The following is a 23,395-nucleotide window of genomic DNA, read 5'->3' on the forward strand; positions in this document are numbered from 1 at the left end:
TTTAGGAGTTTTGTTTTTTCAGGCAGTCTGAAAAGTGCAGACTGCTTTTACTATTGCCACATCTGTTGACACTGTGCGATCACGTCTTCGTGAACATCGCCCAAGGCGTATAACATTTGGATGGCGAAATCGGCAAATGCCGTACCGTTGGCCGTAACCATTTTTCCGTCCCGAACGGCTTCGCGTTTGGTTTCCACATAATTTTGGCGGTTACCGTATCCGGGCAAATCGGTAATGGCATTCAAACTGTTCGCCGTGTGCAGGCAATCGTTAAGCAAACCATTGGCGGCAAGGAAATATGTGGCGTCGCAAATACCACCGACCGTTTTATCCTGCTGTTTGAACCGGCGGACGATTTTGACGATTTTTTCACAATTTGCTGCCGATAATCCCCGCCATGATTGGTTTGCGCCGACCAAAATCAACGCGGCGGCATCGGCAGGGATTTCATCCAAGGTGAAATCGGGCAGCACGCGCAAATTCCCCATGGATGTTTTTTCACGTTTATCAAGAGACGCATAACGCACGGAATAACCCACATATTGCTGTAAAACAGGAGCGAGCAAAGCAACTTCCCAGTCGGCGAATTGCTCCAAAATAATCACGGCAATGGTTTTCATGGTTTTACCTCAAATAGCATTTATCTATTTATTAAACGTCCGCAGGACAAGTCGGCAAATCCGATGTTTTCAGACGACCTCGAATCGCCCTACCCTTTCAACTCATCCAAATCGGCAACGTTGATTGTTTGTCGGTTGCGGTACACCAATACCATAATCGCCAAACCGATGGCGGATTCAGTCTCGTAGGTCGGATTCTTGAATCCGACAAATCTGCCTGTTTCCCCAAAATGTCGGATACAAGTATCCGACCTACCGCTTAAGGTCGTCTGAAGCCGTTTTTCAGACGACCTTTACCCTTTCTCATACCCTTCGTAATAATATGACTGTTCGATACCTTTAAAGATGATTTCACGGTTGTCCACATCGTCGGTCAGGTTGTCCTTTAACAGAAAGCGCAGTTCTAAATCGTTGACGGGGCTGCGTTCCATCGCCTGCAAATACAGGGTTTTGCTTACATTTTGCCAGTTCACGACTTTTTTCAGGTTTTTCTTCAGCACCAAATCCAGCCAGATGCGGGTACTTCTGCCGTTACCCTCCAAAAACGGATGAGCAATGTTCATTTCAACATATTTGGCGATGATTTCTTCAAAAGTCCGCTCGGGCATCTGCTCGATTTTAACCAAAGCCTCTTTTAAATACATGGCGTTAGCAAAACGGAAACCGCCTTTGGAAATGTTGTCTTCCCTGATTTGACCCGCAAAATCATATAAGCCGCCGAACAGGTAACGGTGAATCTGTTGCAGGCCCGCGGTGGTTCCGACTTCGATACTGTCGATGTCGCCGCTTTCAAACAGTCGGCAGGCATTGTGCAGGCTTTGTTCGTCTATGGATTTCATCGTTTTTCCTACTCAGGTTTTCAGACGACATCGGCGCCTTGTCAGGTCTCGACCCAACCTCCTTTATTACCCTTTCAACTCGTCCAAATCGGCAACGTTAATCGTTTGTCGGTTACGGTACACCAGCACCATAATCGCCAAACCGATGGCGGATTCGGCAGCGGCGACGGTCAATACGAAAAATACGAAAATCTGTCCGGCGGTATCGCCCAGATGCTGCGAGAAGGCGATAAAGTTGAAGTTCACCGCCAAAAGCATCAGCTCGATGGACATCAGCAATACCAGCACGTTTTTACGGTTCATAAAGATGCCCATCGCGCTGATACCGAACAGGAGCGCGCCCAATACCAGATAATGCGTCAAGGTAATCATGCTTTGCCCTCCCCTTCAGGCTTGAGGTCGTCTGAAACTTCGCTCTCTTCAACAAATTCGGTTTGCGGTTTGACAGCTTCCATTTTCACCAAGCGCATACGGTCTTTATCAGCGCGTACTTTAACTTGGTCGGCAGGATCCATACGTTTCGGATTGAAGGTTTTGCGGTGAACCAGTGCAATCGCCGCCACCATACCCAACAGCAGCAATACCGCCGCCAGCTCAAACGGCAGCAGATAATCGGTATAAATACGGCTGCCCAAATCGCGGATATTGTTGTAATCGGCCGGAATGTCTTTCATCAAACCAAATGCGGCAAGGTCGGTTTTCGGGTTGACCAGAATCAGGATAAGGGCAACTGCCAACAGCGTACCGACTACACCGGCAACAGGCGCGTGCCGCCAGAAACCGGCGCGCATTTCCTCGATGTCGATGTTCAACATCATCACGACAAACAGGAACAACACCATCACAGCGCCGACATACACCACCACCAGCGTCACGCCCAAAAACTCCGCCTGCATCAGCATCCAAATCATCGCGCTCACGCAGAAGGTCAGCACCAAATGCAAAGCGGCGTGGACAGGGTTTTTCGCGGTAACGGTACGCAGCGCGCCGTATAAGACGATGGCGGCAAGGATATAGAACAGAATCGCGGAAAAAGTCATTCGTCTGCTCCTTAGCGGTACGGTGCGTCAGCGGCTTTGCGTTTGGCGATTTCGGCTTCGTATTTGTCGCCGATTGCCAAGAGGATGGGCTTGGTCATGTACAAGTCGCCTTTTTTCTCGCCGTGGTATTCAAAAATATGCGTTTCCACAATCGCATCGGTCGGGCAGGCCTCTTCGCAGAAACCGCAGAAGATGCACTTGGTCAGGTCAATGTCGTAACGCTTGGTGCGGCGCGTACCGTCTTCGCGTTCTTCCGATTCGATGTTGATCGCCATTGCCGGACACACCGCCTCGCACAATTTACATGCAATGCAGCGTTCCTCACCGTTCGGATACCGCCGCTGCGCGTGCAGGCCGCGGAAACGTACCGATTGCGGCGTTTTCTCTTCGGGGAAATAAATCGTGTCTTTGCGGGCGAAAAAGTTTTTGAGCGTTACACCCATACCTTTGACGAGTTCGCCGAGCAAGAAAGTTTTTACTAAATTAGCCATATTCTGTTCCCTCAAAACAGGGATTCCGTTAAATATTCAAAACTGCGTTTTCAGACGACCTTGATACGTCGTCTGAAACTTATTTCCACAAATTCAGCGGCGAAATCATCCACAGACCCAAAATCACAATATAGGCGAAGCCGATGGGAATCAGCACTTTCCAGCCCAAGCGCATGATTTGGTCGTAGCGGTAGCGCGGGAAGGTGGCGCGTATCCACAGATACCAGTACAGCACAGCCGCCATTTTCACGAACATCCAGAATGCGGAAGGCGTACCAACAATACCCCAGCTTTGCGGGAACGGGGACAGCCAGCCGCCAAGGAACATCAGCGAGGTCAGCGCGGCAATCAGAATCATGAAAATGTATTCGGCAAGGAAGAACAGCGCGAACGCGAAGCCGGAATATTCGACGTGGTGGCCGGCAACGATTTCGGACTCGCCCTCCGCCACGTCAAACGGCGCGCGGTTGGTTTCGGCAACGGCGGAAATCAGATAGACGATGAAGATTGGGAACAGCGGCAGCCAGTTCCACGAGAACACGGAACCGCCCGCGATACCCTTGGCTTGCGCGGCAACGATGTCAGAGAAGTTCATGCTGCCCGACACCATCACGACGCACACCAGCGCGGCGCTCATGGCGATTTCGTAGGAGATGCTTTGCGCGGAGGCACGCATTGCGCCCAAGAACGAATATTTAGAGTTGGAAGCCCAGCCCGCGATAATCACGCCGTAAACCGACAGTGAGGTAATCATCAGGATGTACAAAAGGCCGATATTGATATTGGTCAGCACCCATTCTTCGTTGAACGGAATCACTGCCCACGCCGCGAAAGACGGGGCAAGCGACATAATCGGACCGATATAGAACAGGGCTTTGTTTGACAGCTTCGGACGGGTAACTTCTTTAAACAAGAGTTTGAACACGTCGGCAAACGGCTGAATCAGACCCCACGGACCGGTTACGTTCGGGCCGACGCGAAGCTGCATGAAGCCGATAACTTTACGTTCGAAATAAGTCAGGTAGGCGACGGTCAGAATCAGCGGAATCAGGATAATCACGATTTTGACGATGACGGATACCACCAAGCCCACGGTAATACCCAAATCGCCCAGACCGAGCGTTGCGGCAAAGAGGTTTTGGAACCATTCCTGCATAATCAAGCTCCCGCCAGTTCAATAGTGTCCATCAACGCACCCAGCGCGGCATTTTCGGTATGCAGCGGCAGATGCACCACGTTTTCAGGCAGTCCGGCATCGGCTTTGACCATCACGGACACGCCTGCGCCGTTTTGTTTGGCAATGGCGGTTTGTCCGTCTTGGAGGCCTAAACGCGCCAAAGTGTTCGGATTCACGCGCGCGGCAGGCACGGCAGCATGGCTGGTCGCTTGTAACGGCTCGGAACGGCGCACGATGGCATCGGTGTGATAAATACCGACTCCGCCCACGCGCACGAGGCGGTTTGAGGTCGTCTGAAAATCTTTTTGAATCGAAGCGGCGCGGTTGTTCAGTTTGGACGGCAGGCTTTCCGCGTCCAACGCGTCTTTCAGAATCGCGGCGGTATCGTGGTATTCAAAGCCTTGCAGGTCAAACAGGTTGCCCAATACGCGCAACACTTTCCACAGCGGACGCGAGTCGCCGAAGCCCTGAACGACACCGTGGAAGGATTGCAGACGGCCTTCCATATTGATGAAGCTGCCCGATGTTTCGGTAAACGGCGCAATCGGCAACAATACGTCGCACACGTCCAGCAGCGTTTCGCTGACAAACGGCGTAAACGCCATCACGCTTTTCGCCTGTTTCAACGCGGCTACGGCTTTTGTGCCGTCCGCCGTATCGATTTCCGGTTCGACGTTGAGCAGCAAGACTGCCTGTTTCGGCGCGTTTGCCATTTTGGCAACGCTCTCGCCCGAGTTCACGCCCAAAACGTCCGCACCGACGCTGTTGGCAGCTTGCGGCAGAATGCCCAGTACCGCGCCGGTCGCGTCCGCCAGCTCTTGCGCGGCGGCGTAAATCGCAGCGTAATCGGGATGGTTTTGCACTTCCGCGCCCAAAATCACCGCTGCTTTTTCAGCGTTTTTCAGGCTCGCGGTAATCGCGTTTTCCGCATCGGCAGACAGGTTTTTCAGACGACCTGCCCACTCGTCGGGGTGCACCGCTTCCTGAGCCAGAAGCGGCATAAACAACTCTTCCTTGCTGCTTGCCAACACGCTCAAGGCCATGCGCTCTTTAGCAGCGCGACGCAGGCGAGCAGTCAGGAGCGGCTGTTCTTTGCGCAAGTTCGCACCGACCACCAGTACGGCTTCGTTGTCCGCCAGCGATTCGATGCTTTGTCCCAACCATTGCGCACCATTGAGGTCGTCTGAAAGACGTTTGTCCTGCTGGCGCAGGCGGGTGGCGAAATTTTTAACGCCCAAGCCGTCGGCAAGTTTCTTAGCCAAATACAGTTCTTCGAGCGTATTCATCGGGTTCGCCCAAATGCCGACTTGGTTTTGGTTGCCGTCTTTAGCGATACAGTCAATCGCGCTGCGGACATATTCCAGCGCAGTTTTCCAATCCACATCCATCCATTCGCCGCCCTGTTTGATTTTCGGGTTTTTCAGACGGCTTTCGTGATACAGGCCTTCGTAGGCGAAACGGTCGCGGTCGGACAGCCAACATTCGTTAATCGCTTCGTTTTCCAGCGGCAATACGCGGCGGACGGTATGGTCTTTGGTTTGCACAATCAGGTTGCTGCCCAAAGCATCATGGGCGGAAACGGATTTGCGGCGGTTCAATTCCCAAGTACGCGCGTTGAAACGGAACGGTTTGCTGGTCAGCGCGCCGACGGGGCACAAATCGATGACGTTGCCCGACAGCTCGGTTTCCACCGCTTTGCCGATAAAGGGCATGATTTCGGAGTGTTCGCCGCGATTCGCCATCGCAATTTCCTGCAAGCCGGCGATTTCTTCGGTGAAACGCACGCAGCGGGTGCAGTGGATGCAGCGGCTCATTTCCTCGGCGGAAACCAAAGGCCCCATGTCTTTGCCGACGACGGAACGTTTTTCCTCGGTGTAGCGGCTGGTGGTTTTACCGTAGCCCACCGCCAAATCCTGCAACTGGCACTCGCCGCCTTGGTCGCAGGTCGGACAGTCGAGCGGATGGTTGATGAGCAGGAACTCCATCACACCTTCCTGCGCCTCGCGGGCCTTCGCCGAATGCGTGCGCACAATCATGCCGTCCGTTACCGGCGTGGCGCAGGCAGGCAGCGGTTTGGGGGCTTTTTCCACGTCCACCAGACACATACGGCAGTTGGCGGCGATGGAGAGCTTTTTGTGGTAACAGAAATGCGGAATATAAGTACCAAGCTTGTGCGCGGCCTCAATCACCGTCGCGCCCTGCTCCACAGATACCTGTTTGCCGTCGATTTCGATTTGTAACATGGTTCGTTCCTAGTTACGGGTATTTGATAAATAATCTTTTATTGAGGTCGTCTGAAAAATGGGCTTCAGACGGCCTTTAAAGTATTAAGTTTATTGCTTGTTTATTTTTAGGATGGGCGTTTCTTAATTTTGAAAAATCCCAATTCTAGTACAACCTATCCCCCCACCCTCTCCCACCTGATGGGAGAGGAAACAGGTTCCTGTCAGAACATAAAGTAGCAGATGCTGCTGCCATGTCTTTCAATATTATGTTTTATGTTTACTTGAATCTCAGGAATAAACCCGAAGTATTCAAATCTGCTACCGTCTGTCCCTTCCCCCGCCTAGCGGGGGAAGGCTAGGATGGGAGTGGCTTTGCAACGTTGCAGCCGTCTTATTTTCCGCCGCACATTTCGATAATCTTTTTCAGTACTGCTTCGGTTTGCTGCAAAACTTCATTATTCCAAAACCGCAACACCCGATAACCTTGGGCATTCAAAAACGCCGTCCGTTGCTCGTCATACTCAATCTGTTCCGAATGTTGTCCGCCGTCCAATTCAATAATCAAACGATGCTCCATACTGACAAAATCGACGATATATCCGCCTATTGTCTGTTGGCGTCGGAATTTTATTCCGTTTAACCGTTTACCGCGCAAGTGATGCCACAATTTCTGCTCGGCCAAAGTCATATTCTGCTTCAGATTACGGACATTCTGTTTTAATGCCGTATTTCTCGTGCTGTACCGCATAGCCGGGTTGGCCTCAATCTTTTTTCAGACGACCTATACGGAGGCCGTCTGAATCTTGCCCGTATAAAAATCTGTTTCAAAATATTCCAAGCACCACCCCCACCCTAACCCTCCCCCGCGAGCGGGAGAGGGAATTAATTTGCTGGTGAGAATCCCAAACACCACCGATACGCAGGTCGCAGGTCGTCTGAAACCTCAACACCACTTATTCGGCTTCATCGGTCCGCCGTGTTCAATGTAATGCACAAATTCATCACGGAAATGCTTGGTAAAGCTGCGGACGGGGAAGACGGCGGCATCGGCGAGGGCGCAGATGGTGCGGCCTGCCATTTGGTTGCCGACGGAATCGAGCAAATCCAAGTCTTCCATGCGGCCTTTGCCTTCTACGATGCGGTGGACGATGCGGTAGAGCCAGCCGGTGCCTTCTCGGCAGGGGGTGCATTGGCCGCAGGATTCGTCGTAATAAAAATAGCTCAGGCGTTCAAGGGCTTTGACCATGCACACGTCTTCATCCATCACGATAATCGCGCCGGAACCGAGCATCGAGCCTGCTTTGGAAATCGAGTCGTAGTCCATATTGGTCTGCATCATGATGTCGGCAGGCAATACGGGCGCGGACGAACCGCCGGGGATAACGGCTTTGAGTTTTTTGCCGCCGCGCATACCGCCCGCCATTTTCAGGATTTCGGCAAACGGTGTGCCTAACGGCACTTCATAGTTGCCCGGACGCTCAACGTGGCCGGAGATGCAGAACAGTTTGGTACCGCCGGCATTCGGAATGCCTTTGTCGGCGAACGCCTGACCGCCGTCGCGGACGATGAACGGTACGGAGGCGAAGGTTTCGGTATTGTTGATGGTGGTCGGTTTGCCGTACAGGCCGAACGAGGCGGGGAACGGCGGTTTGAAGCGCGGCTGGCCTTTTTTGCCTTCCAGCGATTCGAGCAATGCGGTTTCTTCGCCGCAAATGTATGCGCCGTAGCCGTGATGGGCGAAAAGTTCGAATTCGAAGTCCGAACCTAAAATATTTTTACCCAAAAAACCTGCGGCGCGCGCTTGGTCGAGTGCGGTTTCAAAGCGTTGATAACCTTCGAAAATTTCGCCGTGAATGTAGTTGTAGCCCGCTTTCGCACCCATCGCGTAACCGGCGATAATCATGCCTTCAATCAGGGCATGGGGGTTGAACATGATGATGTCGCGGTCTTTGAACGTACCCGGTTCGCCTTCGTCTGTGTTGCAGACGACGTATTTTTCGCCGGGGAAGGAACGGGGCATAAAGCTCCATTTCAAGCCGGTCGGAAAGCCCGCACCGCCGCGCCCGCGCAGACCGGAGGTTTTGACTTCGTCAATCACGTCGGTTTGCGAGATGTTTTCGGACAGGATTCTACGCAGCGCGCTGTAACCGCCGCGTTTGACGTATTCGTCCAATGTCCAGCAGTCGGGATTGGCGGTATCCACTTGGTCAAAAATCACGCCTGATTGGTAAATAGCCATTTTTGGTGTGCCTGTTCGTTTTCGTATCGGTTGCGGCCGTTTTTCAGACGACCTTAAGATGTCTTTGTATATCGGCTTGTAACGTCGTCTGAAATAAAATCTATTGTTTATCAAACCGATATTTTCAGACGACCTTTAATCGTTTTTGTTGTATCTCGACCACTTTGCTTGTCTGCCGTCATTCCTGCGCAGGCGGGAATGACGGCATTTCGGTATTTCAGTAAGTCGGATTCTTGAATCCGACATTTTGCCTTTTTACCCACTCTGTCGGATACAAGTATCCGACCTACGTTTAAATTGTCGTTTCAGACGACCTATTCCAACTCCGCTAGTTTCTTCTCAATCGCCTCTTCGGTCATAAAGCTGCACATGCTGTGGTTGTTTACCAGCATAACGGGGGCGTCGCCGCATGTGCCCATGCATTCGCCTTCGACGAGGGTGAATTTGCCGTCGGGCGTGGTTTCGCCGTAGCCGATACCGAGTTTTTTCTTCAGGTATTCGCCGGTATCCATACCGCCGCGCAGAGCGCAAGGAAGGTTGGTACAAACGGTCAGTTTGTATTTGCCGACAGGCTCAAGGTCGTACATATTGTAGAAAGTAGCGACTTCGTAAGCTTGTGCTGGCGAGATGCCGATATAGTCTGCGACAAAGGCGATGGTCTCAGGAGCAAGCCAACCTTTTTCGGTCTGGGCAATACGCAATGCGCCCATAATGGCGGAGCGGCGTTGGTCGGCAGGATATTTTGCCAACTCAATATCAATTTGTTTTAAGGATTCTGCGGATAACATGGTTGGTTCTCGGTAATGTAATGGAGGCTGCCTAAACGCTTTCTTGTAGGAGATGAATCAATTTGCAATTTAACGGATGATCGTCAAATCGCCGTCTACAAAACCTACGGCAATATGCGGTATTTGGAAAAACGGGATATCTGCCAACTCGTCTTCCAAACCCTGCACTATTTCCACTATTATTTTCTGCACAATTTCCCAATCCTGTCCGGCCAATACGGACAAATCAGGAGCTTCCGTTTCAGGATAAAAATCATCGTTATCAGGACACGCCCAATCACTGTCGTCTTCATCAAAATCTGTCGAACCGATTAAATCGATTCCATAAGGCTCCGACAATTCAAACGACCATGCTTTAATATCGTGAGGTATATTTTCCCGCCCCACAGCGAACAGCCAATCTTTAAATTCCGTTTTAAGTTGTGTTTTGATATCCATGGAAGTTCCTTGTTTAGGAATGATAACAGCAGTTTTTCAGACTATTTAAAAATATTGTCTGCTTGATTCTGCATCCTATCTGTCCACCTCCCCGAATACGATGTCCTGCGTACCGATGATGGCAACGACGTCGGCCAACATGTGGCCTTTTGCCATTTCGTCCATGCCTTGCAGGTGGGCGAAGCCGGGTGCGCGGATTTTCAGGCGGTAAGGTTTGTTCGCGCCGTCTGAAATGATGTAAACGCCGAACTCGCCTTTCGGGTGTTCGACAGCGGTATAGGTCTCGCCCTCAGGAACGTGCATACCCTCGGTAAAGAGTTTGAAATGGTGAATCAGGTCTTCCATGCCTGTTTTCATTTCGGTGCGCTTGGGCGGGGCGAATTTGTGGTTTGTGGTAATGACCGGGCCGGGATTGACGCGCAACCACTCGGAACATTGTTTGATGATGCGTACGGATTGGCGCATTTCTTCCATACGGCAGAGGTAGCGGTCGTAGCAGTCGCCGTTAACGCCGACGGGGATGTCGAAATCCATTTGGTCGTATACTTCATACGGCTGTTTCTTACGTACGTCCCATTCCACGCCCGAACCGCGCAGCATCACGCCGGTAAAGCCTTTCTGCATGGCGCGCTCGGGGGAGACGACGCCGATGCCGACGGTACGCTGTTTCCAAATACGGTTGTCGGTCAGGAGGGTTTCAAGTGTGTCGATGTTTTTGGGGAAACGTTCGCAGAAGGCGTCGATGAAGTCGAGCAGGGTGCCTTCGCGGGATTCGTTGAGCTGCTTCAATACTTTGGCGTTGCGGAATTTGCTGCTCTCGTATTTGGGCATGAAGTCGGGCAAGTCGCGGTAAACGCCGCCGGGACGGAAGTAGGCTGCGTGCATACGCGCGCCGGAAACGGCTTCGTACAAGTCCATCAGCTCTTCGCGGTCGCGGAAGGCGTAGAGGATGGCGGTCATCGCGCCGATGTCGAAGGCGTGCGAACCGATGCCCATCAGGTGATTGAGGATGCGCGTTACTTCGGCGAACATGACGCGGATGTATTGGGCGCGGATAGGCACATCAATTCCGGCGAGTTTTTCTACCGCCAAGCAATATGCCTGTTCGTTGACCATCATGGAAACGTAGTCCAGCCTATCCATATAAGGCAGGGCTTGCAGATAGGTTTTGGTTTCCGCCAGTTTTTCGGTGCCTCGGTGCAAGAGGCCGATATGCGGATCGGCACGGACGATTTGTTCGCCATCCAATTCCAAAATCATACGCAATACGCCGTGCGCCGCAGGGTGTTGCGGACCGAAGTTGATGGTGTAGTTTCTTAATTTATTGGCCACCGTAGTTCTCCTCACGGACGATACGCGGCGTGATTTCGCGCGGCTCGATGGTAACAGGTTGGTAAATCACGCGCTTTTGCTCTTCGTCGTAACGCATTTCGACATAGCCGGAAATCGGGAAGTCTTTGCGGAACGGATGTCCGACGAAGCCGTAATCGGTCAGGATGCGGCGCAGGTCGGGATGGTTGTTGAACATGATGCCGTACAAATCGAAGGCTTCGCGCTCGTACCAATCCGCGCTGTTGTAAACGGGAACCACGGATTCGACCACGGGGAAATCGTCGTCTGAAACCCAGACGCGCACGCGGATGCGCTGATTGTTTTTCACGGAAAGAAGCTGGCTGACAACGGCAAAGCGTTTGCCCTGCCATGCTTCGTTTTTGTAAGTGCTGTAATCGACGCCGCACAAATCGACTAAAAGCTCGAAATGCAGTTCTTCATGGTCGCGCAGCGTGGTCATGATCGAAATATAGTGCTCGGGCAGACACTCGACGGTAATCTCGCCCAAAGCGGAAATGACTTTGCTTGCCTGATTGCCCAAAACGCGGCTGACGGTTTCGTATAAGTTTTGAATGCTTGCCATATCGTTCCCTCCCCTACTCGTCCCGCGCGATGGTGGAAGTGCGCTTGATTTTTTGTTGGAGCTGCATCAGGCCGTAAATCAGGGCTTCCGCAGTCGGCGGGCAACCCGGCACATAAACGTCTACCGGCACAACACGGTCGGCACCGCGCACGACGGAATAAGAATAATGATAGTAGCCGCCGCCGTTGGCACACGACCCCATAGACAATACCCAACGCGGCTCGGCGAGCTGGTCGTACACGCGGCGCAGGGCGGGCGCCATTTTATTGGTCAGCGTACCCGCCACAATCATCAGGTCGGCCTGACGGGGTGACGGACGGAAAATAATGCCGAAACGGTCAAGGTCGTAACGCGCCATACCCGCGTGCATCATTTCCACGGCGCAGCAGGCCAAACCGAAAGTAACCGGCCACAGCGAACCGGTACGCATATAGTTCAACACCGTATCCGCGCTGGTGGTGATGAAACCTTTTTTCAAAACGCCTTCTATTCCCATTCCAGCGCACCTTTTTCCATTCGTAAACAAAGCCTACCGTCAGAACGACGATAAACACCAGCATAGACCAGAAGCCGTATGCGCCCAAATCTTTGAACACCACCGCCCACGGCAGCATAAACGCAACCTCCAAATCGAAGAGGATGAACAGGATGGCGACGAGATAATAACGCACGTCAAACTTCATCCTGGCGTTTTCAAAGGCTTCGAAACCGCATTCGTAAGCCGCGTCTTTTTCGGCGTAGTGGTGTTTCGGACCTAAAATCGTGCCGAGCAGGATAAACAGCACGCCGGCCGCAAGGCCGACGAGGATGAATACGAGGACGGGAAAGTAACTGGCCAACATGGGTTTATGCCTAACTGGTTGACAGACAAATCTTAATATCCTGCTATTTTATCGAATTTCAAAATCCATTAAAAGGTAAATGTCGGCCAACCTGCAAAAAAATCTTAATAAATTCAATAAGTTTATGATAACGATTCTTATTTATATTTATTACACCCACTTATTTTGTTCCTAGAAATTTCTTGCGCCATCCCTTCATCAAACCTTTTTTACAGTTTCCCAGGCAAATCTGTCCGATATGATTTTCAGACGACTTTTTTAGGAAATCCGGTCCTGTACAAACCATTTGCATGCTTTAACATCACCACATCTTGTTTTTACTGTAAATGGCCATATTATTCATAAACTTACGACAAAAGGATTACTATGATGAATTTCAATAACCTACTCAATCAAATTTTAGGGACGATGCAGAAAAACAACCGCTCCGCATCCCATGACACCCCATTTAAATTTAATTCTTTCGGCAGCGGCGCTTTGATAGCAGGGCTTGCTTCTATGCTGATGAAAAGAAAAAATACCCAAAAACTGGCTAAAGCAGGCTCGGCTGCCGCATTGGGTTATATTGCCTACAAAGGCTATCAAAACTGGCAGCAAAACCGCAACCAACCGCCATTGCCGAAACAGGCATTTGAACCTGTCGGACAAACTGCCGAAAACCACAGCCGCACCATCCTGCGCACCATGATTGCAGCGGCTGCATCAGACGGCTTGATTGATGAAGCAGAAAAACAGTCTATAGCGCGTGAAAGCGGCTCGGATCCTGAAACAGCAGCCTGGCTTGCCGCCGAATATGAAAGGCCGGCAACAGTCGAGGAAATCGCCGCAGCCGTCGGTAATGATGAAGCTTTGGCCGCGGAAACCTATCTGGCGGCAAGATTGGTGTGTGCCGATTTATCCCGTAAAGAAATCGTATTTTTAAGCCGGCTGTCGCAAGCCTTGAACTTAGACGACCATCTGGTGGAAAATTTGGAAAAACAGCTTGACTTGGCTCAATAATAAAATAAGTAGGCAGAACCAAATACAAAAAAGGTCGTCTGAAAACCACAATTTAGGGTTTTCAGACGACCTTTTCATTTCTATAAGCATTATTGCATTTGCGCGGCTTTCTGTTTTTCCGCTTCTTCGATTTTGCGGTCGTCTTCATAATCCGAACGGAAGAGCCTGTCGAAACGGATAGTATATTTCAACTCGCCGCCGGAAGAACGGCTGCCGATGCGGGCAACGGCTTGGATCGCCCTTGTGAGCTGGTAGACCAGTTTGACAGACTGTTCGGCACTCGAAATCCCATATTCGTAACCTGCGTAGAGATTGCCGGTGATTTGTTTGCCGACAGTAAGCATCTGTTCGGCGGGATTGAGCTCGCCGGTTTGGGCATTGCGGCTGCGTTGGCTGGTGATGCCCAAATCGTCCACCAGTCCGAGCCTGTCGTTGACTTGTCCGGCAAGGAGCGCGCCTGCTGCTGCGGAAAGTGCGGCATTGTCGCCGTCGCTGCCGCTGCTGGCGCGGTTGAGGATGAGCCAAGAGAGTTTGTCTTTTTCGCTCATCGCTTCTTTGGCAACGAGGGTCACGCGCGGATTGTTTAGGCTGCCGAGGACTTCGACGCCCGCACCGACGGGAGAAAGGCGGCGTTCGGCGCGGATGTTCAGGTTGGGATCGCTGAGCGGGCCGACGAAAGAAACCGTCCCCTTAGTGATGTCGAGGTCTTGACCGTAGGCTTTGTAACGGCCTTTAACAACGCGGACAGTACCGACGCCTTGGATGGCTTCGCCCGGGTGGGAAGTAATGTTCAACTTGCCGCCTATGGTTACGTCCGCGCCGTAGCCGACGAAACGGATGTTGTCGTTGAGGTTGAGCGTGAGGTTGAGGCTGATGGGCGTTACGGCGGCGGTTTGTTTTTTCTCTTCGCCCAACACGACGACATCGTCGTCCAACGAGGGCATGGAGGATTTTTGCGAACCGAACATACCGTAATCGCTTCCCAATGTACCGTTGAGGATAAGGCCCCTGGCCTGGTTGTATTGCACTTTCGCACTGCCAGAGAGGCGCAGGCGGCGGTTCGGACGGGAAAGGGTGTCGTATTTGTCGAAGACGACATCGACGTCAACGTCAGGGTCGGCGTTGGCAAGGTTGACGGAGCCTTTCAGCTCGAGCGTACCGCCTTTGTGGAACTTGAGGCTGTCGATGACCCAGCGTTGTCCCTGCAAATGGGAACGTAAAACGCCGTTGTCGAGGATGAGGCCTTGGGTTTGGTTGCGGTAGTAGAGGTTTTCGCCGTTGAGCGTACCGGAAAGCTGCGGCTCGCCGACGCGTCCGCCAAGGCTGATGGCGGCATTCAGACGACCTTTGACGGTTTGTCCGACGGGCAAGAAGTTGCGGAAGACTTCGAGGTCGGCGACGTTGAGGTTGAGTTTGCCGCTCAAAGGCGCGGTGTCTATGCTGGTGCCCTGTCCGATGTTGACCGTACCGTCGGCAGTGCCGTAGTTGCTGGTGCCGTTCAAGGTGGCGGCAACGGTAGGTGCGCCGACGCGCCCGCCTATGGTGGCGGCTGCGTTCAGACGACCTGTAATGCCTTGCGCGGTAGCGGGCAGGAAGGGTTTGATTGCGCCCAAGTCGGGGACGTTGAGGTTGATTTTGCCGCTTATGGGCGCGTTGGCGATTTTGTTGCCGAACTGCTGGCTGATGCCCAAATCGGCATTGACGCTGCCGAAGCGGGTATTGCCTTCAAGCGTGCTGTCGATGCGGCCGTTTTGGAAACGGGTGCGCAGGGCGAGCGCGCTCAAACCCAAGGGCATTTGTTTTTTCAAGTCTTTGTTCGGCAGAATGATGTCGCCGCTTTGGCGGTTGATGTTGAGGAAGCCGCGGGCGTTTTGACTGTACGCCAAATCCCAATCGCCGCCGAGTACCAAGTTGTGTTCGACGGGGATTTTGACGAAGTTTTGCAGCTCGGTGATGTGCAGGCTTTGCGCGCTGCCTTTGCTGGTGATGCCGGTTTTTTTGTCCCAAACGAAGTTTTGCAGGTTGAGGCTGCCGCCCATCGCGCTCCAGCGCGCCGCGCTCATGGAAACGCGCTCCGCGCCTGCTTCGAGGTTCATGCGGTTTTGCAGTTTTAGGTTGAACGCGCCGCCGATGTCGAGCGTGTCCACGCTGCCTTTCCACTGATTGAAGTCTTTGTTCAGACCGCCCGCCGCGTTGACTTCGAGTTTGTAAGGTTTGCCGTCCAACGCCATGCTGCTGCTGCCGTGTATGCGGTGTTGCGCACCCGTGCCGCTGAGGGACAGGTTGACCGCATCGATGACGGTCGCGCCGCCGGAAAGGGCGATGTGGCTGCCTTTGATGTCGGCGGCAAGCGGACGGTTGATGTCGGGCGTGCCTTTGAGTTTGAAGTCAAGCATGCGGATGTTGACGGCTTCGCCGACACGCAGCGCGCGCGCTTCGCCGGAGAGGTCGGCTTCGTAGGTTTCCAGCCCGCCTTTGAGGTCGCCTGAAATGTAGCCGCGCGTATTGAGCAGCCCGCCCAGTCCGAAACCGAAACGGGAAAGGTCGGGAGCGGTGATGTCGATATTGAGGCGGTCGCCTTTTTTGCCGAAGCTGCCGTTGGTTTTGACGATATTGTTGCCCAAACGCAGGTCGGTCAGCGCGCGCGGGAGGTGTCCGGATTCGTAAACGACGTCGGCTTTGCCGCTGAGGGGGACGTTGTTTAACGTACTCGGCGCAAACTGCATTTTGCCGGCGAATTTTTCTTTCGCCAGTTCGCCTGAAAGATTGATGGTGCCGTTGACGCTGCCGGCGGGCAGTTTTGAGTCGAGGCGGGACGGATTGAACGCCTTGCTGGAAACATCGAGCTTGAGCAGGCGGTCTTTGAAGAGTTCGAGCGAACCTTGCGCCGTCAGTTCGCCGCCGTTTTGCGGCGTGACGCGGACGCGGTCGAGTTTGAGGGTGCGTTGACCGTGTTGTCTGTCGGTAACGAAGGACAGCAGGCCGGAAAGTTGCGCGTTGCCGCTTTCGAGATTCCAGTCGACAGCGGGCGAGGCGGTTTCGCCGTTGACGCCGATAAATCCGTTCCACTGACCGGCAACATTGGTGCGGACGAGGTCGTCTGAAACGAGGTTGTTCACATTAATCTTGAGCGCCAGCGCGTTTTTCACCGTATCGACCGTACCGGCGACATTGAACGAACCCTCCTCCAACAGCCCGATTTCAGACTCTTGGACAGTTACTACGCCTTTGTCGTTAATCGTGAAGTCCGCCAGAATATTGCGCACCGGAATGGCTTTGTCATCGGCAAAACCCGCTGCCTTGTTTTCCAAGTCGAGCGAGCCGTCCAGCGCGATACCGTGCGTAAACGAAGGCACGACGGTCGCGTCAAACGTCAGGTTTGCCTTGGGCAACGACGGCAGGAAAGCGGTCGGATTGATGTTGAAACCCTTGACCAGCACCTCGCCGATCATCTTGTCCAACGAAGCGGCAAACGGATGCACCGTAGATTTCGCCGACAAATGCACATCGTCGCCGTCCAGCAGAATTTCGGTCTGCACGTCCTGCAAGCTTCCCCGCAGCTGCGCCGTACTGTCTATTGTCCTACCTTCCAGCTCGCCCTTCGTCCGAACCGTCGTATCGAGCGCAAACGGCCTCTCCAGCCCAACCACCGCCGAACCCGTCGAATTGCTCCACGGCGTCTCGAGGGTTTTCAAATCCAAGCGGTGTTCTTTCTGATCGTAATGGTATGCCGCATTCAGATGGTTGAGATAGACAGTCTGATTGTCAAAATTTTGGCCTACGCTGAGCCTACCCGTCGCAAAACGGTCGATAAACACCAACACGGGCAAATCAATGCTCTCAGGCAGCCCTTTGGACGGCTTTTCCTCTTTCGGCGGCGTCGGCTTCGGCACGACCGCAATATCGCCCGCTACAATTTCAGTAATGTGCAGGCTGCGCTGAAACAGCTCGGACGGCTCCCAATCAAAACGGAACGCGCTGATTTTCACATCCGCCCCATCCGTTTCAATCATCCACTTATCGCCGTGAAAACCCTTAACCAGCGTACCTTCCAGCGTTTCCGACGCAATTTTCACGCCAAACCAAGACGGAATCTTGTACAAACCGAAACGCAAGCCCGATTCCGTCCCCACCAGCCAAGCAATAAAGCCCGCCAGCGCGCACACCAGCACAACCAACGTCAGCAACAGACCCCGCAACCAGCGTCTCTTGCGCTTGGGCGGGGTGGGTTGTGTTTCAGACGGCGTAGGCACACTGTTTGGCGTTTCTTGGGTTTCTTGGACTGCTGTTTCGGACATCTTGACTTTCTTGTATGACTTAACGGCTGCACAGGACTCCGCCGCACCCGACGGAATCGACTTTTCAGACGACCCCATATCAGGACAGGTCGTCTGAAAAAGGATAATCATATCCCATTGCGGCGAATTGTGCTTGGGAAAGACAGCATTTCAGGTTTCAGACGACCCCATATACCCAAACGCCATGCCCACAGCGGTAAAATGCCAACAAATGTAAAAAGGTCGTCTGAAAAGATTGCAAGGATTAAAACCCACATTTTTCAGACGACCCCTGCTCATTTCAGCAACCCAACGCAAATCAATGAAAAGAAACGCGTCAAGTTGCCTTAAGCTGCGGCTTACCTTCCCGTCAATACCGCCGCACCTGCTTTCGCGACGCTTTCGTCTTCATCGACCGAGCCGCCGCTCACGCCGACGCTGCCGACGATAACGCCGTTTTTATCCACCAGCAGCACACCGCCGGGAAAAATCACCAAACCATCATTGGTCACCTCAATGCCGTAAAGCTCGCCGCCCAGCTGCGAAGCCTTGCCCAGTTCGCGGGTGGACATATTGAAATAGCGCGCCGTTTTCGCCTTTTTCTGCGCAATATCGATACTGCCGATAAACGCATCGTCCATACGCGCAAACGCCTTCAAATTACCGCCCGCGTCCATGACCGCGATATTCATCGGCACCTTGATTTCACGCGCCTTTTTCATCGAAGCCTGCACCACCGCCTGTGCCTGAGCCGTCGTCAAATCGCCCGGCAGCGTTTTGGTCAAACCCGCCGAAAACGCCGGCGCACCCAATGCCAAAGTACACAACAATGCAACTGATTTTATGCCGCGCATAACTGTCTCCTTGTATTGAATCAATGAAAGGTACTGCACTTTTGATTGTATGCCTGTCGGCGGGAAGAATAAAGGTCGTCTGAAAACCATGAGACAGGTTTTCAGACGACCTTGAATGGGCTTTGGATTTCAAACAACGCATGCCCGCGGTTTCAGCAGGTCGGATTCGCCAATCCGAAACTTACCCCTGCTGCTGGATGATATGCACATCGCGCTGCGGGAAAGGAATATTGATATTGGCGGCACGCAGGTTTTCCACTACCTGCTCGTTCAGCCCGAAGCGGAACGCGCCCAAATCGGCTTCGTTCGTCCACGCCCAAAGCGTGATTTCGATGGCGCTGTCGCCCAGGTTGGTAATAAATGTTACTGCTTCTTTGCCTGGAGTCTGTACACACAAAGGATGCTCGGTGGCGGCTTTCAAGACGGCGGCTTTGGCGGCCTTCAAATCGCAGGCGTAATCCACGCCGACCACTACCTGCACGCGGCACAACGGCATGGAGGAACGATTCACGATACTGTTGCTCATGACGACGCTGTTGGGCAGGATGATTTCTTCGTTATCCGGCGTACTCAGCGCGGTCTGCACCATTTTAATTTCGCTAACAAAGCCTTCGAAGCCGTTGACTTTGATGTAGTCGCCGACTTTAAACGGACGGAACAGAATAATCAGCGCGCCGGCGGCAAAGTTCGACAGTTGGTCTTTCAGCGACAAAGCCACCGCCAAACCCGCGCCGCCGATTAAGGCGGTAACCGACGTGGTCGGAATGCCCAGTTTGCCCAGCGCGGCAATGATGATCAGGATTAACAGACCGACGTTAGCCACATTACCGAGGAAGCTGACGAGCGTTCTGTCCACTTTGGCGCGGGTCAGCGCAGCTTTCATCAAAATAACAAGGCGGGCGGTAATCCATCTGCCGACAAAGAAAATCGCCAGCGCGGCAACGAGGTTGGTACCGAATGCCATGCCGGTTTCAACGAGACGTTCCCAGCCTGAGAATGAAGAGAGGTTTTCAAGATCGAAATTCATGATTTTTATTTATGGTCCAAGAATGGTAAAAATTTTGGATATTATGGGTTTTGCGGCAAGCCTGTCTATATTTTCAGACGACCTTAAAACCGTGTGCCCAAGCTGATGTGCCAACGGAGTTTTTTGTCTTGGTGTCCGTAGGCGACGTCGAAGGAGAACGGGGCGACGGGGCTGAACCAGCGCACGCCGAGGCCGGTACCGTGTTTCATGCTCATGCGTTTGAAGTTGCCTGCGGCGTCGCCGACATCGTGGAAGACGGCGCCGGATACGCTTTTGGTAATCGGGAATTGGTATTCGAGGCTGCCGACCAGTAATGCCCTATCGGGGAGGACAGAATTGTTCGGACCTGCCAGACCGATGCTGTCGAGCTCGTAACCGCGTACGGAAGAGGCGCCGCCGGTGCGGAACATGAGGCTGGAAGGTACGTCTTCGCCTTCGCGGGCATAAACGTAGCCTGCCTGCCCGCGGACGATGAAGGTGCCGAGTTTTTTGTTTTCGGGCGTGTAGAAATAGCCTGCGCGAGCGGTGGCGCGCGCCATGGCGGTGGAGGACAGGAAGTTGCCCAGCGTTGCACCGATTTTGCCGTCGAGGTAGTAGCCGTTTTCGGGACGCAGCTCGGTTTCGATGTTTTGGCGTTTCCACGAGGCGGTCAGCATGGTGGCGTGGCTGCGGCCGAGGTCGTAATTGGTATCGGGCACTTTGCGGTCTTCGGTGATGAATTCGATACCGAGGCGCGATTCGATGCCGTTGCGGTCGCGCACGCGCCAAATACCGCTGGTCAGGGCGCGTTTTTCAAGGTTTTGGGTGGTCGAGCGGTTGTAGGACGTGTTGGTCGTCCAATATTTGCCTTCGCTGTTGCGCGGCTGGCTGATACCGGCGGCGAGGGTGGTTTCGTATTTGTCCATGTCCCAAACGACGGAACCGATGTAGCCTTTGTTGAAGAGGTTGTAGTAGTCGTAGCCGATGCGTCCGCCGAGGCCGTATTCGGAATCGTAGCGGATACCGGTTTCGAGTTTGTGGCGTTTGACTTCGGTAACGTTGACTTTGACGGGCACGCGGTCGCCTTGGAGGCGGTCGAAGTCGGCTTGAACGGATGCGCCGGAGTAATGTCCGTTTTGTTCTAGTGCTTGTTGGAAGTCGAGCAAGAGGTCAAGGTCGTAAGGCGCGCCGGGTTTGAAGCGTGCCAGACCGGCGACAACGTTGTCGGGATAACGGCGGGTGCCTGTGATTTCAAAGTCGCCGAAATAAATGGGGCGGTTGCTTTCGACGATCACGTTCAGATCGGCGGTGTTGTTGTTGGGGTTGACGGTGGCTTGGGTGTTGCTGAGTTTGGCAAGCGGGTATTTCTTGCGGGTTACTGCGCTGAGGACGGAGGTTTTGCTGCCGCTCCAGCCGTCTTGGTCAAAGTATTCGCCGACGGGCTGCTGCCAGTTGAGCATGGCTTTTTGGTAATACTCGGCAAGGTTATCGTCTGAAAGTATGTCGCCGAGGATGGCGACGCTGACGTTGTCGACTTTGGTGCGCGGGCCGGGATTGACGGCGACGGTATAGCTCGAACCGTTGTCTTGGACGTTGACGCTGCCGTTGAAATAGCCTTTGGTTTTGAGCATGGTTTTGACGTTGTCGGGCGCTTCTTCGGCGAGAAAGCCGACCTGCTCTTTATCCAACTCTTCGTCCTGCTGCTGAGTAATTAGCGGCAGGTATTCTTCGAGCATGGATTTGACTTCGCTGTTTTTGGTTTCGATTTTGACGGGAAACTTGGGCGTCAGTTTGCCTACTTTGTCAGCCTGCTCGGATTGCCCGCCCTGCTTGAAGCCGGGAATCGGTTCGTAGTCTTCGGCACGCGGCAGATCGGCTGCGGCTGCGTGTCCGTAGGCAAGGGCGAGTGAGGCAATCAAAATGGGCGAAGTCAGTCTGGTCATGGCAAAAAATGTTTCAACGACAGAAGAGTTTTAAATTCTACCATTATTTTCAATCGGGTTTAAAACCCGACTCAAGGCAGAGGGGTCGTCTGAAAAGGTGGATACGCCTGCCTCTACGCGACAGAAGCAGAACACATTAACTCCTCTCAACCCGAAAAATACAGCACAAACTGCCCAATTCTCCAAAAAATCAAGCATTTTGCGCCACGATAATCAATTTAATATGTAAACCTGCACAATAATTGATATTTTCTTTTAAAATGCAACGTTTCTTAACACATAAAGTAAGAGGATGTATCATGGCAAGTGGTAATCCACTGCTAAACGCAGTCAACCGTATCGGACTTGTCCCGCAAATCATCATCGGTTTGATGTTGGGCGTCTTGGTCGGTACCATCTCCCCGAAAGCAGGCTTGGGCGCAGGGCTGCTCGGCGAATTGTTCGTCGGCGCATTGAAAGCCGTCGCCCCCGTATTGGTGTTTGTCTTAGTGACCGCCGCGCTGGTGCAATACCGCAAAGGCGGCGAAGCCAAAATCAAACCCATCATTATTCTGTATCTCGTCGGCACATTTGCCGCCGCCGCCGTCGCCGTTGCCGCCAGTATGGCATTCCCGACCGCGCTGGTGTTTAAAGACGTAGCTACCTCCACCCTCGCACCACCGTCCGGCATCATCCAAGTCCTCAAAGAGCTTTTGATGAAGCTCGTGTCCAACCCGATTAACGCCATTGCACAAGCCAACTACATCGGCATTCTCGCATGGGCGTTGGTTTTAGGCTCCGCATTGCGCCACCACGGCTCCGACACCACCCGCCAAGTCGTCGCCGACCTCTCCGACGCCGTTACCACCGTCGTGCAATGGGTTATCCGTTTCGCCCCCTTGGGTATTTTCGGACTGGTCTCCAAAACCGTTGCCGAAACCGGCTTTTCAGCCTTCCTCAGCTACGGACGCCTGCTGGCCGTCCTGCTCGGCAGCATGGCATTTATCGCCCTCGTTGTGAACCCGCTCATCGTCTGGTCGCAAACCCGCAAAAACCCTTACGGACTGGTCTTCACCTGCCTGCGCGAAAGCGGACTCTACGCCTTCTTTACCCGCTCCTCCGCCGCCAACATCCCCGTCAACATGGCATTGGCGAAAAAACTCGGCTTACATGAAGACACCTACTCCGTCTCCATCCCGCTGGGCGCAACCATCAACATGGCAGGTGCAGCGATTACCATTACCGTCCTAGCCATGGCGGCCGCCCACACCAAAGGCATCGTCGTCGACTACCCCACCGCCCTGCTCCTGAGCCTTGTCGCCACCGTCGGCGCATGCGGCGCATCCGGCGTTGCCGGCGGCTCGCTGCTGCTGATCCCCGTCGCCTGCAGCCTCTTGGGCATCGACAACGACTTCGCCATGCGCGTCGTCGGCGTCGGCATGATTATCGGCGTTATCCAAGACTCCGCCGAAACCGCCCTCAACTCCTCCACCGACGTACTCTTTACCGCCGCCGCCGACTTAGGCAGCCGCCGCAAAGACTAAAGATTCGGTTGTTTCGCAAAAAGTCAAAAAGGTCGTCTGAAATTTCAGACGACCTTTTTTCTATACTATTAAATCGAATTCATATACCCATACCGTCATTCCCGCGCAGGCGGGAATCCAGAAATTCAGTTTTCAGAAATGTTTGGAGGTTGCCGTAATGCCAAACTTCTGGATTCCCG

Annotated in this window: 20 protein-coding genes and 2 pseudogenes; 2 read left to right on the plus strand and 20 right to left on the minus strand. The window is 53.3% G+C overall.

Annotated features, from left to right (window positions below; translation table 11 throughout):
* Window positions 1–50 precede the first annotated feature (50 nt).
* The 16 genes and pseudogenes from HMPREF2907_RS10980 to HMPREF2907_RS12275 form a co-directional block, all read right to left on the minus strand.
* The gene (locus HMPREF2907_RS10980) at window positions 51–620 is read right to left on the minus strand and encodes a DJ-1/PfpI family protein (protein WP_070682705.1); all 570 of its coding nucleotides are present in this window, start codon (window positions 618–620) and stop codon (window positions 51–53) included.
* A gap of 89 nt (window positions 621–709) precedes the next feature.
* Window positions 710–856: pseudogene (locus HMPREF2907_RS13750) on the minus strand (NADH-quinone oxidoreductase subunit NuoK); the annotation flags it as partial.
* Between the two features lie 57 nt (window positions 857–913).
* Window positions 914–1,459, minus strand: a complete 546-nt coding sequence (gene fic / locus HMPREF2907_RS10985) for a protein adenylyltransferase Fic (RefSeq protein ID WP_070682706.1) — start codon at window positions 1,457–1,459, stop codon at window positions 914–916.
* A 66-nt stretch (window positions 1,460–1,525) separates the two neighbouring features.
* Window positions 1,526–1,831 (minus strand): NADH-quinone oxidoreductase subunit NuoK, encoded by a 306-nt coding sequence (gene nuoK / locus HMPREF2907_RS10990; protein ID WP_002215628.1) that lies wholly within the window; start codon window positions 1,829–1,831, stop codon window positions 1,526–1,528.
* Complete coding sequence (locus HMPREF2907_RS10995; RefSeq protein WP_070682707.1) at window positions 1,828–2,499, minus strand: NADH-quinone oxidoreductase subunit J; 672 nt, start codon at window positions 2,497–2,499, stop codon at window positions 1,828–1,830. Before HMPREF2907_RS10995 ends, nuoK begins: the two co-directional genes overlap by 4 nt.
* Window positions 2,500–2,510: 11 nt before the next feature.
* Complete coding sequence (gene nuoI, locus HMPREF2907_RS11000) at window positions 2,511–2,990, minus strand: NADH-quinone oxidoreductase subunit NuoI (RefSeq protein ID WP_070682708.1); 480 nt, start codon at window positions 2,988–2,990, stop codon at window positions 2,511–2,513.
* 79 nt (window positions 2,991–3,069) lie between these two features.
* A complete protein-coding gene (nuoH, locus tag HMPREF2907_RS11005) occupies window positions 3,070–4,146 on the minus strand; it encodes an NADH-quinone oxidoreductase subunit NuoH (RefSeq protein WP_003776119.1) in 1,077 nt (358 codons plus the stop codon).
* Window positions 4,147–4,148: 2 nt separating this feature from the next.
* Window positions 4,149–6,410, minus strand: a complete 2,262-nt coding sequence (nuoG, locus tag HMPREF2907_RS11010; protein ID WP_070682709.1) for an NADH-quinone oxidoreductase subunit NuoG — start codon at window positions 6,408–6,410, stop codon at window positions 4,149–4,151.
* Between the two features lie 373 nt (window positions 6,411–6,783).
* Window positions 6,784–7,140, minus strand: coding sequence for an endonuclease domain-containing protein (locus HMPREF2907_RS11015; protein WP_070682710.1), 357 nt, complete (start codon window positions 7,138–7,140; stop codon window positions 6,784–6,786).
* 195 nt (window positions 7,141–7,335) lie between these two features.
* Window positions 7,336–8,631 carry an NADH-quinone oxidoreductase subunit NuoF gene (gene nuoF, locus HMPREF2907_RS11020; protein WP_070682711.1) on the minus strand — a complete coding sequence of 432 codons (1,296 nt, stop codon included), beginning with the start codon at window positions 8,629–8,631 and terminating at the stop codon, window positions 7,336–7,338.
* A 314-nt stretch (window positions 8,632–8,945) separates the two neighbouring features.
* Window positions 8,946–9,419, minus strand: coding sequence for an NADH-quinone oxidoreductase subunit NuoE (gene nuoE, locus HMPREF2907_RS11025; protein ID WP_070682712.1), 474 nt, complete (start codon window positions 9,417–9,419; stop codon window positions 8,946–8,948).
* 69 nt (window positions 9,420–9,488) lie between these two features.
* Window positions 9,489–9,857 carry a hypothetical protein gene (locus HMPREF2907_RS11030; RefSeq protein ID WP_070682713.1) on the minus strand — a complete coding sequence of 123 codons (369 nt, stop codon included), beginning with the start codon at window positions 9,855–9,857 and terminating at the stop codon, window positions 9,489–9,491.
* A gap of 75 nt (window positions 9,858–9,932) precedes the next feature.
* On the minus strand, window positions 9,933–11,189 hold the full coding sequence (gene nuoD / locus HMPREF2907_RS11035) for an NADH dehydrogenase (quinone) subunit D (protein ID WP_070682714.1): 1,257 nt from the start codon (window positions 11,187–11,189) through the stop codon (window positions 9,933–9,935).
* Window positions 11,179–11,772, minus strand: coding sequence for an NADH-quinone oxidoreductase subunit C (locus HMPREF2907_RS11040; protein WP_070682715.1), 594 nt, complete (start codon window positions 11,770–11,772; stop codon window positions 11,179–11,181). The genes nuoD and HMPREF2907_RS11040 overlap by 11 nt, the downstream gene beginning before the upstream one ends.
* 13 nt (window positions 11,773–11,785) lie before the next feature.
* Window positions 11,786–12,268, minus strand: coding sequence for a NuoB/complex I 20 kDa subunit family protein (locus HMPREF2907_RS11045; RefSeq protein WP_003677002.1), 483 nt, complete (start codon window positions 12,266–12,268; stop codon window positions 11,786–11,788).
* A pseudogene (locus tag HMPREF2907_RS12275) lies at window positions 12,259–12,614 on the minus strand (NADH-quinone oxidoreductase subunit A). The gene HMPREF2907_RS11045 and the pseudogene HMPREF2907_RS12275 overlap by 10 nt, the downstream one beginning before the upstream one ends.
* A 369-nt stretch (window positions 12,615–12,983) precedes the next feature.
* Between HMPREF2907_RS12275 and HMPREF2907_RS11050 the strand changes: the two are divergent.
* A complete protein-coding gene (locus tag HMPREF2907_RS11050; RefSeq protein ID WP_070682716.1) occupies window positions 12,984–13,613 on the plus strand; it encodes a tellurite resistance TerB family protein in 630 nt (209 codons plus the stop codon).
* 89 nt (window positions 13,614–13,702) lie between these two features.
* On the opposite strand, the gene HMPREF2907_RS11055 is transcribed toward HMPREF2907_RS11050, so the two are convergent.
* The 4 genes from HMPREF2907_RS11055 to HMPREF2907_RS11070 all read right to left on the minus strand — a co-directional run bounded on the left by HMPREF2907_RS11055 (window position 13,703) and on the right by HMPREF2907_RS11070 (window position 21,693).
* A complete protein-coding gene (locus HMPREF2907_RS11055; RefSeq protein ID WP_070682717.1) occupies window positions 13,703–17,911 on the minus strand; it encodes a translocation/assembly module TamB domain-containing protein in 4,209 nt (1,402 codons plus the stop codon).
* A 338-nt stretch (window positions 17,912–18,249) separates the two neighbouring features.
* On the minus strand, window positions 18,250–18,744 hold the full coding sequence (locus HMPREF2907_RS11060; protein WP_070682718.1) for a GlcG/HbpS family heme-binding protein: 495 nt from the start codon (window positions 18,742–18,744) through the stop codon (window positions 18,250–18,252).
* Window positions 18,745–18,925: 181 nt separating this feature from the next.
* Complete coding sequence (locus HMPREF2907_RS11065; protein WP_070682719.1) at window positions 18,926–19,771, minus strand: mechanosensitive ion channel family protein; 846 nt, start codon at window positions 19,769–19,771, stop codon at window positions 18,926–18,928.
* 83 nt (window positions 19,772–19,854) lie between these two features.
* Window positions 19,855–21,693, minus strand: a complete 1,839-nt coding sequence (locus HMPREF2907_RS11070; protein WP_070682720.1) for an autotransporter assembly complex protein TamA — start codon at window positions 21,691–21,693, stop codon at window positions 19,855–19,857.
* Between the two features lie 299 nt (window positions 21,694–21,992).
* On the opposite strand from HMPREF2907_RS11070, the gene sstT reads away from it, so the two are divergent.
* Complete coding sequence (sstT, locus tag HMPREF2907_RS11075) at window positions 21,993–23,216, plus strand: serine/threonine transporter SstT (RefSeq protein ID WP_070682721.1); 1,224 nt, start codon at window positions 21,993–21,995, stop codon at window positions 23,214–23,216.
* Window positions 23,217–23,395: the final 179 nt, after the last annotated feature.

The organism is Neisseria sp. HMSC055H02, from assembly GCF_001813335.1.
In the GTDB taxonomy this organism is placed as follows: domain Bacteria; phylum Pseudomonadota; class Gammaproteobacteria; order Burkholderiales; family Neisseriaceae; genus Neisseria; species Neisseria sicca_C.

Bases quoted from the DNA above. Each gene is read 5' to 3' on its own strand.
- HMPREF2907_RS10980 (WP_070682705.1), bottom strand. From the start codon at position 620: ATGAAAACCATTGCCGTGATTATTTTGGAGCAATTCGCCGACTGGGAA.
- fic (WP_070682706.1), bottom strand. From the start codon at position 1,459: ATGAAATCCATAGACGAACAAAGCCTGCACAATGCCTGCCGACTGTTT.
- nuoK (WP_002215628.1), bottom strand. From the start codon at position 1,831: ATGATTACCTTGACGCATTATCTGGTATTGGGCGCGCTCCTGTTCGGT.
- HMPREF2907_RS10995 (WP_070682707.1), bottom strand. From the start codon at position 2,499: ATGACTTTTTCCGCGATTCTGTTCTATATCCTTGCCGCCATCGTCTTA.
- nuoI (WP_070682708.1), bottom strand. From the start codon at position 2,990: ATGGCTAATTTAGTAAAAACTTTCTTGCTCGGCGAACTCGTCAAAGGT.
- nuoH (WP_003776119.1), bottom strand. From the start codon at position 4,146: ATGCAGGAATGGTTCCAAAACCTCTTTGCCGCAACGCTCGGTCTGGGC.
- nuoG (WP_070682709.1), bottom strand. From the start codon at position 6,410: ATGTTACAAATCGAAATCGACGGCAAACAGGTATCTGTGGAGCAGGGC.
- HMPREF2907_RS11015 (WP_070682710.1), bottom strand. From the start codon at position 7,140: ATGCGGTACAGCACGAGAAATACGGCATTAAAACAGAATGTCCGTAAT.
- nuoF (WP_070682711.1), bottom strand. From the start codon at position 8,631: ATGGCTATTTACCAATCAGGCGTGATTTTTGACCAAGTGGATACCGCC.
- nuoE (WP_070682712.1), bottom strand. From the start codon at position 9,419: ATGTTATCCGCAGAATCCTTAAAACAAATTGATATTGAGTTGGCAAAA.
- HMPREF2907_RS11030 (WP_070682713.1), bottom strand. From the start codon at position 9,857: ATGGATATCAAAACACAACTTAAAACGGAATTTAAAGATTGGCTGTTC.
- HMPREF2907_RS11040 (WP_070682715.1), bottom strand. From the start codon at position 11,772: ATGGCAAGCATTCAAAACTTATACGAAACCGTCAGCCGCGTTTTGGGC.
- HMPREF2907_RS11045 (WP_003677002.1), bottom strand. From the start codon at position 12,268: ATGGGAATAGAAGGCGTTTTGAAAAAAGGTTTCATCACCACCAGCGCG.
- HMPREF2907_RS11050 (WP_070682716.1), top strand. From the start codon at position 12,984: ATGAATTTCAATAACCTACTCAATCAAATTTTAGGGACGATGCAGAAA.
- HMPREF2907_RS11055 (WP_070682717.1), bottom strand. From the start codon at position 17,911: ATGTCCGAAACAGCAGTCCAAGAAACCCAAGAAACGCCAAACAGTGTG.
- HMPREF2907_RS11060 (WP_070682718.1), bottom strand. From the start codon at position 18,744: ATGCGCGGCATAAAATCAGTTGCATTGTTGTGTACTTTGGCATTGGGT.
- HMPREF2907_RS11065 (WP_070682719.1), bottom strand. From the start codon at position 19,771: ATGAATTTCGATCTTGAAAACCTCTCTTCATTCTCAGGCTGGGAACGT.
- HMPREF2907_RS11070 (WP_070682720.1), bottom strand. From the start codon at position 21,693: ATGACCAGACTGACTTCGCCCATTTTGATTGCCTCACTCGCCCTTGCC.
- sstT (WP_070682721.1), top strand. From the start codon at position 21,993: ATGGCAAGTGGTAATCCACTGCTAAACGCAGTCAACCGTATCGGACTT.